This is a genomic window from Candidatus Thiothrix phosphatis (assembly GCF_035668035.1).
GTDB classification, from domain to species: domain Bacteria; phylum Pseudomonadota; class Gammaproteobacteria; order Thiotrichales; family Thiotrichaceae; genus Thiothrix; species Thiothrix phosphatis.
Genome location: NZ_JAYMYJ010000143.1, coordinates 1 through 6,496 on the forward strand (window position 1 = coordinate 1; position 6,496 = coordinate 6,496).

At 55.7% G+C, this 6,496-nt stretch carries 10 protein-coding genes; 9 read left to right on the forward strand and 1 reads right to left on the reverse strand.

What is annotated here, in order from left to right; genetic code table 11:
• On the forward strand, nucleotides 1-184 hold a 184-nt coding region (locus VSS37_RS17660), incomplete at its 5' end, for a hypothetical protein (RefSeq protein WP_324697321.1).
• Between the two features lie 358 nt (nucleotides 185-542).
• Here VSS37_RS17660 and VSS37_RS17665 read toward each other — a convergent pair.
• Nucleotides 543-674, reverse strand: coding sequence for a hypothetical protein (locus VSS37_RS17665; RefSeq protein ID WP_324697322.1), 132 nt, complete (start codon nucleotides 672-674; stop codon nucleotides 543-545).
• Here VSS37_RS17665 and VSS37_RS17670 point away from each other — a divergent pair.
• From VSS37_RS17670 to VSS37_RS17705, 8 genes are read left to right on the forward strand one after another with little or no spacing between them, the layout of a single operon-like run.
• Nucleotides 664-1,947 carry a methyl-accepting chemotaxis protein gene (locus VSS37_RS17670; RefSeq protein WP_324697324.1) on the forward strand — a complete coding sequence of 428 codons (1,284 nt, stop codon included), beginning with the start codon at nucleotides 664-666 and terminating at the stop codon, nucleotides 1,945-1,947. The genes VSS37_RS17665 and VSS37_RS17670 overlap by 11 nt on opposite strands.
• Nucleotides 1,944-2,144 carry a hypothetical protein gene (locus tag VSS37_RS17675; protein ID WP_324697325.1) on the forward strand — a complete coding sequence of 67 codons (201 nt, stop codon included), beginning with the start codon at nucleotides 1,944-1,946 and terminating at the stop codon, nucleotides 2,142-2,144. Before VSS37_RS17670 ends, VSS37_RS17675 begins: the two co-directional genes overlap by 4 nt.
• Nucleotides 2,145-2,146: 2 nt before the next feature.
• Nucleotides 2,147-3,145 (forward strand): hypothetical protein, encoded by a 999-nt coding sequence (locus VSS37_RS17680; RefSeq protein ID WP_324697327.1) that lies wholly within the window; start codon nucleotides 2,147-2,149, stop codon nucleotides 3,143-3,145.
• Entirely contained in the window at nucleotides 3,135-4,451 is a 1,317-nt protein-coding gene (locus tag VSS37_RS17685; protein ID WP_324697329.1) for an FtsK/SpoIIIE domain-containing protein, read from the forward strand. The genes VSS37_RS17680 and VSS37_RS17685 overlap by 11 nt, the downstream gene beginning before the upstream one ends.
• Before the next feature lie 25 nt (nucleotides 4,452-4,476).
• The gene (locus VSS37_RS17690; RefSeq protein ID WP_324697330.1) at nucleotides 4,477-5,004 is read left to right on the forward strand and encodes a hypothetical protein; all 528 of its coding nucleotides are present in this window, start codon (nucleotides 4,477-4,479) and stop codon (nucleotides 5,002-5,004) included.
• Nucleotide 5,005: 1 nt separating this feature from the next.
• Nucleotides 5,006-5,188: a hypothetical protein gene (locus tag VSS37_RS17695; RefSeq protein WP_324697332.1), complete on the forward strand. Its 183-nt coding sequence runs from the start codon at nucleotides 5,006-5,008 to the stop codon at nucleotides 5,186-5,188.
• Nucleotides 5,179-6,024, forward strand: a complete 846-nt coding sequence (locus VSS37_RS17700; RefSeq protein ID WP_324697334.1) for a hypothetical protein — start codon at nucleotides 5,179-5,181, stop codon at nucleotides 6,022-6,024. Before VSS37_RS17695 ends, VSS37_RS17700 begins: the two co-directional genes overlap by 10 nt.
• Nucleotides 6,025-6,033: 9 nt before the next feature.
• Nucleotides 6,034-6,315, forward strand: coding sequence for a hypothetical protein (locus VSS37_RS17705; protein WP_324697336.1), 282 nt, complete (start codon nucleotides 6,034-6,036; stop codon nucleotides 6,313-6,315).
• Nucleotides 6,316-6,496 lie beyond the last annotated feature (181 nt).

The following is a 6,496-nucleotide window of genomic DNA, read 5'->3' on the forward strand; positions in this document are numbered from 1 at the left end:
AACCTACAGCGACGGCGCGAAAGTCCAAGCCATGGCAACCGGCGAACTTGTGACCCTCAGCATTGAGTTCTGCCAGTCCGACAAGGCGCTGGCAATCATGACCGTGGATCAGGCCGAACGCCTTGCGGATGCACTGAAATACGCAGCCATCAACGCCGATGCGCGCCGCCTGCCCCGTTACTAAATACTAACCAGCCCCAGGCAGGCGGCGGGCTTATGTCCGGAGCAGCTACCTACCTTTTCAAGCAAGCGAAATAAAAAAGGCCGCACGAATGCGGCCTACGATCAACCAAAGCCCGCTGACGATTGGATTCCGGAAGCGGGCAGAGGAGAAGCCAACATGTTAAAGCAACAACCAACCCCATGCCAAGGCTGCCCCTGCAAAAAACAGCGCGGATTCACCGGAGTCTGCACCCGCAAAGGGAAGTGCCGAAAATGAAAAGTCATCTCACCTCAGAAAACGCCCTGCACGCCATCGGAATAGGCGTCAGCACATTGTCGGCACACACCGCCGTAACCTACCTGCAAACCTATACCCCAGATTACCTCACCTCGCTAGGCCTAAGCGCCAGCATCAGCGCCGCCGTTTTCGGTGGCTGGCTATACACACTCAACAGCCGCACTTTCAAACGTGGCATCCCACTGGCCATCGCCAGCCTGTTCATGACAGCCATCAGCGGCTACACCGTCTACCAAGCAGGCATCATGCCTCTGGAAGCTGCTGCCATCGCCGCAGCCACCGAGGCCGACAAGCCACGGCTGACAGAACACCAGCGCAACGTAGAAAAATACAACGACAACAACAGAAACCTGGGCGCACAGATTTCCGACCTGCGCGCCCAAAACAAAACCGCCAGTGCCGACAAAGACAATATCACCGGTAAAGGCGCAGACTGGAAACGTAACCAGATACAAAATTCCATCGACGCACGAAACCAGCAGATACAAACACTGCTGGACAAACAAGCCAACCTCACAGCACCAGGAGAATTCACTTCCACCCAGCCAAAGGCAATACCGGCAGAACAATCCCTACCTATCCTCGCCCGCGCTTTCGCCTTCGAACTGATCATGATCATGTTCATGCTGTTTGCAAGGTTCGCCAAAGACGCACACGAACAACAACAAACTGAAATAGTCGCAGACATTATCCGGCTAACAGAACAAGCCGATGCATCCATGGCACTGCTGTCAAGCTCCATCGAGGGCTTACAAAAGACTGTAGATGCCATAACCACTGCCAGCCTTGGGCAACTGGCGGAAGCAACCCAAACAGCAACGCATGCAGCCAACAACTGCAATGACGCAAGCAGAACCATAACTGCCAGCCTTGGGCAACTGGCGGAAGCAACCCAAACAGCAACGCATGCAGCCAACAACTGCAATGACGCAAGCAGGTATGCAGCCGACATCAACGTGGCGCTCACCAGTTCAGCCAATACCATTGACGGCGGAATAATAGCCGCCACCAAAACAACCAAACTACTGTCAGAATCAACCCAAACTGCTGCCGATGCCCAAGGGCTTTTGGTGAAAACCATAGAGGATTCCGCCACACAGACAACCAAACTTTCAGCGGAAATCGACCGCGCAACGACCCTGGCAACTCACTTGCAGCTTGCATTTGCACCATTTGCACCTGACGAAGGTACAAATGCAGGTACAAATACAGGTACAAATGGTGCAAATCAAACGCATAAAGAAGCAGACCCCTACCAAGTGCTGCTCTATCGATTAAAGCATCAATTAATCAATCCAAGGCCAACCGGAAAACTTCCCGTTGACCACCTGAAAGAATTTAGCGGGCTAGGGCGGAAGCTCATCGAAAAAGCCCAAGCGGAAGCCACCGAGCATGGCTGGCTGGAACGCAACCCGGACGGCAGCTACAGCTATCCAAAACCGACCAATATCAACGTAGTCAGCCTGCCAATGAGGGCAACATCATGAAAGAAATCAACGCTCTTGCTATCGTCATCATATCTGCATACGCAGGCCAGAACTTCACCCAATTCCAATTCTGGCTGTTTGTCGCGCTGATGTGTTTGGCCACAGCGTTCAGGATTGTCCTGAACACGGATTTCGACATCTACATCTACGAAATCCTCACCAAAAAGAAAGACAGCCAACCCGATAACACGGAGTAAAGATGATGGAAACCTACCCAGACACTGCAAAAATAATCTCCCTTGCAGCAGCGAGGGAGGCCACCCGCAAAAACCGCCAAAATCCCCATGACGGCAGCCATGACGCCCCTAATGACGGGGCAATGACGGCTTGCCACCATACCGATGACGGCCTGATGACGGGCAATGACGCCCCCGTGACGGCCCCCATGACGGCCTATGACGGGGCCTGTAAAAGGCTCCAGTCACAGGCCATGATCCAATGGCTACGTGAACAATATACGCCGGAAGAAGCCGCCGCCGTCATGACCGGGGCGCTCCTGCTGGCAAGGGACATCAAGCCAGGAGAAGAATGCAACGCCACCGAGATGATCAAGGCCGCCGTCACGGAAGAATTCTCCTACCGGATGCTGACAGACAAATGCAAGCCCATGCTCGTTCATGCCGGAATATGGCGTAAAAATAACGCCAACAAATTCCAGTGGGTGAATTGGAAAAAGCCGCCAGAACGTGCAAATGCAGCAAATGAAAGTGCAAATGTCCTGCAAATGGAGCAGGGGCAACGTGCAAATGCAACGCCCCGGATGGCAATCACCCCCCAGCGCATCATCGACAAGTTGACCATCGCCCGCGCTTCCCGCGACCCCTACAGCCACATTGAGTACGGGCTCAACGGCAACCCGATCATCACCCGCCATCGCCGCCCATTCAGCGGCGAGCTGACAGAACCGGAAAAAGCCGCCATCCGCACAGCACAGGAACAAGCAGCCTACGCCAAGCTACTTGGGACAAGCGGACAAGCAAGTCCCAAGGCAGTGGAGCTTGCCGAACAACTGCAACTGCAACGCCTACGCCGCAAGCACGAGCAGGAAGCCCAATGGGACACGCTCAAGCTATGGGGAAAAGTCCTGGCAGCTATCGGTGCCGCCGCATTCATCGCCACCACCATCGGCACCGGCGCACAGCCAGCCGACAACCAACTGCCGCAAGGCATCCAAGTAGACGGACAACATGGACAATAAACACAAACTGCGGATTGGATCCCTGCCAACACCGGCGGAGATAATCCCCACCACCTTCACCGACATCGCCATCACCGCCAGCAGCATGTTCACCGGCGGCGCGGTGGCAGGCATGTTCGGCGCTCCCACCAGCTATGCGCTGCTGACCGGCATGGCCCTGGCGGTTTCCGTAGCCATCGGCAGGCGCATTGAAACCGCCCAGGAAAGGCGCGGATGTATCGCCAAGGAAGGCGGCATACCCATTATCGAAGCATGGGAAGGCAACCCAACACCAACCAAAACACCGCTGACCAACGCCCTGGCTGACTACGGACTGCCCGGGGCCACCAGCGCGGGGACACGCAGCGGCGCGGTTGTGGAGCGTGAGTACATCAAGCTGCCAAAGGGGACAAAATCCAGCGGCATCCCCCCGGTACTGCCTGACATTGCCCGCGACATAGGCGCAAAGAGCATCATCTTCAATCGCAACATCGGCGGCGGCCTCGCCGCCTTTGATGTCCCACTGAAAAAGCGCCGCTTCATCCATCTGGCCGACATATTCAAAACACCAGAATGGGAGCGCGCCAAGCGGGAAATGGCCCTGCCCATCGCCATCGGCGAACATGTCGACGGCACACCGCTGATACAAGACCTGTCGCAACTGATACACCTGCTGATCGCGGGCAAAACCGGCGGCGGCAAAAGCGGCCTGGAAAACTGCATCATCATCAGCCTGCTGCAATCCAGAACCCCGCAGGACGTTAAGCTGCTCATGATCGACCCGAAACAAGTGGAGCTGACCGCCTACGAAAACAGCGCCTACCTGTTGCGCCCTGTCATCACAAATATGGACGAAGCCGAACACGCCCTAAGCGAGCTTGTTGAAGAAATGGAACGCCGCTATACCCGTTTCCGTCAGGCAGGCGTCAAGCAGATCAGCGGCTACCGCGCGGCAGGCCACCAGGACATTCCCTACATCGTCAACATCACCGACGAATTCGGCGACATGATGATGACACACGGCAAACAAATCGAAAGCCACTACGTCCGGCTTGGGCAGAAATCCCGCGCTGCCGGGATCATCACCGTCCCCATCACCCAACGCCCCAGCGTTGACGTGATCACCGGGTTGATCAAAGCCCAATGCGCCACCCGCATCGGCCTCACCATGGCCAGTGGCGCAGACAGCAAAACCATCATCGACACCGTAGGCTGCGAAGACCTGCTCGGCAAAGGCGACATGCTGTTCTCCAGCGACGCCACCGGCATCATCCGCGCCCACGGCGCATTTGTCCCTGACAACGAAATCGCCCAATGGGTGAAATAATAAACCAACACGGAGAAAACCAACCATGATCTTTTTCGCGCAACCAGAAACCGCCGCCGAAAGCGGCCTACGCATCTTCGGGGCGGCCATCGCAGTCGCAGGGGCAGTGGAACTCTACGGCCTCTATGGCATGAGCAACCCAACCCACTGGCTTGCCAACCTGCAAATCAGTATCGGCGACGGCAGTTTCCGCACACTCAGCATGGCCGGAGCCATCAGCTTTTTCGTAGGCGCAGCGTTATATCTCCGAAAGGGGATATTCATGATCCTTGGCGTCACCGTCATCAGCCTGATGACCATGGGATATGGCAAATATTACAGCATTGGCAATGCTGGCAGCGTCAGCAGCTACGTCTCAGCGCCGGGGATAAACAAAGCCACCCCCCAAACCGAACCAACAGATGGTTTCATCGACACCGGGGTGTCTCTCACCCCGAAACAAAAAAAATGGTGCAGCGAAGACGATGACGGTGACGGTGTTGCCAATTGGGACAGCAGCCGACTCGCCCGCAAGAACTGCGCAACCTACACAGTCCATACCGAATCCCGCTGACATGAAAAAAATACTGTACTGGACAATCGGAATCCACCTGCTGTTTTTCGGAGGATTCCTCTCCAGCCTGATAGCCGGTCTTTCCTATAAGGAATTCGACCAGATCAAGGCAGGGCTGGAAAACATCCGTCACTGGATCGACCAGATCGACGCCATACTCAGGCTGTTTTCACCATGGATATAACCCAACTGCAATTGGAGTCCACCCTGTTGCTCAGGGTGGCAAAGCTCGAAGCAGAGAATATCGGGCTAAACCGCGCACTGGCCTATGTTGCGCAACAAACACGCAACAGCCTTGGCACCATCACCGCAGTATGCTTCGCCATCACCATCAATATCGGCGCAAGCTGGCTGCATGACAAATATCAGGTCGCCGCCTACGACTGGATGATAGAGCATGAAACCATGCTCGCCACTGATGTGGGCGTGCGTATCCGCGAAATCATTGATTTCGACACCAACCGCTTTGTCGCCCTGCCATCCGGCGTCCAACTGATCGGACTAACACCCGCCCAAACCCAGCAATGGATACAGGAACTGATCCGCACTGAATCATCCGGCAACCAGACCATCGTCAACCAATACGGCTACATGGGGATCGGCCAGTTCGGCGCATCTGCCCTGGTGGCGGTAGGGCTGGTGTCGAAAGACAAATTCCGCGCCGCCTGCAAATCCGGTGCACTGAGTGGGCGCGACTGCTGGAAAGGCCAAAAGCAATGGCTGAAAAACAACGACAACTGGCTGATTGACGGCGGCATGGATGCCTTCCTGAACAACAAGGGCTTGCAAATAGCCGCCATCGTCAAACTCGCTAACCTCAACATACAGGACGGCTACCGGATGGGCGCCATCCACCGCAGCGACAGCCCGCAAAGGCACGGCGGCTACGCCAAAGCATCCCACCTAGTCGGCTCCGGCAACGCCGCCAAGTGGTACAAATACCACATCGACACCCGTGACGGCAATGGCAACCCCGCCAGCAACTATGCACGACAAGGGGAACGCTGCATAACCTCATAAGGAGACAACATGGAATATATCGCGCAATTTGTCGTCATGTTCCTGCTTTCCTGTTCAGCCGCCTACAGCGTCCGCATCTGGACAAGCATCAGCAGCGCAGTTATCGGCTGGATATTCATCCCCCTGATCATAGTCCTGATCATCATCGGGGAAGGGGCTGGATGGCACTACGTCGGCTACGCCATGACCTGGGCCATCAGCCATATCACTGCAGCTTTCCAAGCAATCCCCGTCATGATGTCTGGAGTCCTGCTTGGAACACTAACCGGCCTCGGCCTGCTACGCAAATAACCCAATTAAGGAAACCACCGTGAAAAAGCTACTCATTTCATGGCCGCACCCACCCGCCGCCGCCCCACGCAACACCCAAATCCTAGCCGACTTCGGCTACCCAGAACAACGGAGGGGATGTGAGTAATTTTAATCTATTGGGAAATCCCCCGGCTTTGCCGGGGAGACGTGCATAGTTTGA

Coding starts and splice junctions, on each gene's coding strand:
- VSS37_RS17670 (WP_324697324.1), top strand. CDS start 664: ATGACAGCCATCAGCGGCTACACCGTCTACCAAGCAGGCATCATGCCT.
- VSS37_RS17665 (WP_324697322.1), bottom strand. CDS start 674: ATGGCTGTCATGAACAGGCTGGCGATGGCCAGTGGGATGCCACGTTTG.
- VSS37_RS17675 (WP_324697325.1), top strand. CDS start 1,944: ATGAAAGAAATCAACGCTCTTGCTATCGTCATCATATCTGCATACGCA.
- VSS37_RS17680 (WP_324697327.1), top strand. CDS start 2,147: ATGATGGAAACCTACCCAGACACTGCAAAAATAATCTCCCTTGCAGCA.
- VSS37_RS17685 (WP_324697329.1), top strand. CDS start 3,135: ATGGACAATAAACACAAACTGCGGATTGGATCCCTGCCAACACCGGCG.
- VSS37_RS17690 (WP_324697330.1), top strand. CDS start 4,477: ATGATCTTTTTCGCGCAACCAGAAACCGCCGCCGAAAGCGGCCTACGC.
- VSS37_RS17695 (WP_324697332.1), top strand. CDS start 5,006: ATGAAAAAAATACTGTACTGGACAATCGGAATCCACCTGCTGTTTTTC.
- VSS37_RS17700 (WP_324697334.1), top strand. CDS start 5,179: ATGGATATAACCCAACTGCAATTGGAGTCCACCCTGTTGCTCAGGGTG.
- VSS37_RS17705 (WP_324697336.1), top strand. CDS start 6,034: ATGGAATATATCGCGCAATTTGTCGTCATGTTCCTGCTTTCCTGTTCA.